Origin of the sequence: Edaphobacter aggregans DSM 19364 (assembly GCF_000745965.1) — a bacterium.
In the GTDB taxonomy this organism is placed as follows: Bacteria; Acidobacteriota; Terriglobia; order Terriglobales; family Acidobacteriaceae; genus Edaphobacter; species Edaphobacter aggregans.
In genome coordinates this window covers 1-1,565 of record NZ_JQKI01000326.1, presented here as the reverse complement: position 1 = coordinate 1,565, position 1,565 = coordinate 1, and the positions used below count along the sequence as shown (strand labels likewise).

The following is a 1,565-nucleotide window of genomic DNA, read 5'->3' as shown; positions in this document are numbered from 1 at the left end:
GGGCTGAAAATCAACAAAAATTCAGCCGAAGGCGAAGTGTTTTTTGTTGACTTTCCTTCTTATAGAACTCTCAGGAACTCGGTTCGAACTACTACACGCTGACCTACCAACCGCAGGAAAGCCCCGTCGAGGATACGTTTCGGCATATTCGGGTTACGGTACGCAACCGGGACTTACGGGTCATCACGAAAACCGGATACTATCCTCCGGAGTCAGTCGGCACCACGGAGAGTCAGCGTCATGTCATCACGGATATCAACGAGGCGGCACTGTCCAGTGTCCCACTTCAAAACCTGAAGATGACTCTGGGCAGCGTAGTGCGGCATCCTGACACGGGCACTGCGGAGTTCATCGTGGACCTTGGATTGAAAGACCTTACCTGGCAGCAGGATGAGGATGGTCAAAGCACCGCGAGCCTCAGGCTGGCGGCGGTCTGCATGACTGCGCAGAGAGGCATCGCCGCATCCAAGCTGGAGAGAGTGACCGTTCAGTCACCTACAGAGGATGCTCTGCTGCGATCAAAATACATAACGCGCGTATCGCTGAGCCTTCGGCTCCCGCCCAGAACGAAGGACGTGCGCATCGTGATGCAGACGGTCGAAGGCGGACGCCTTGGCAGCGTTGACGTAGATCGTAAGACGATAGACGCAGCACCCGCGTCGCCCACGCCCGAACCGACACTTATCTCCCGCCCAAATCCGCAGGATGCCCGAGGAAAACCTTAACGCAACAAGATCCTAAAGCGACCGCTCCTGCCAGGGACATGGCACAAGCAGACTGATTTCTCATGAAGTAACAAAAGGCCTCTTGTGGATCAAGTGCAGTTCCCGCAAACGGGGATTTGAGCAAGTTCAACCCGTCGAACCCGCTGGCCCGGCGAACTTGGTCAAAATGTGACTTTAGGGGCATTTGCGTAAACTGTTTTCTGAAAGTAGGGATAGTTGAAGGCCACCATTCAAATGACCTCGTTGATCCAGGGCATCAAGCGTTATCGACTCTTGCTCATATTCTCGGTGCTTGTCTTGGTTGTTATGAAGGGTTGTGAACTCTTCCCCGAGGCCTCGTTCGAGTTGGCAACCGATTCAAGATTGCCGCGATGGGTCACATTACCGACGGGGCTTTCACGTGCCAACACTTCGCTTAGGTTGGACTATTACGCCGTGCCATGGCGTCGAGCAAGATTTCTCCTGCAGGAAAGTAATGGGCACACCCTGAAGAGAGAAAATGGCGATATGAGGTGCAAAGCACCTTTTGAGGCTAAAAATCCTTCCAAAGGTTTTCCCCCTGGATACCCAGCTTATGAGGCGATAACCGTTCGCGGAACGACAGAGATCATTGAACATAGAAAGATGGAGCCTATCTTCTACGTAACCGATGATCCTACGGTTTGGGAGCAATATCGTTCGATGGGATGCTAGTTAGGTTTACCGAAAAACGTTAGCACTCTATCTTGACTGCCCAGCACGCAGAGCTGTGCTGTCGCCGGGATCACCGGTCGGGCAGTTAGGATAGAGCCGTTTGAAGGGAGCCGCTGGCGTTTGCGGGGGATGCGGTCAGGCTATGGG

Annotated in this window: 2 protein-coding genes; both read left to right on the top strand. The window is 53.5% G+C overall.

What is annotated here, in order from left to right; genetic code table 11:
- The first annotated feature begins 299 nt into the window (after window positions 1–299).
- Complete coding sequence (locus Q363_RS31575; protein WP_035358730.1) at window positions 300–725, top strand: hypothetical protein; 426 nt, start codon at window positions 300–302, stop codon at window positions 723–725.
- 216 nt (window positions 726–941) lie between these two features.
- Entirely contained in the window at window positions 942–1,418 is a 477-nt protein-coding gene (locus tag Q363_RS31570; RefSeq protein ID WP_035358728.1) for a hypothetical protein, read from the top strand.
- Window positions 1,419–1,565: the final 147 nt, after the last annotated feature.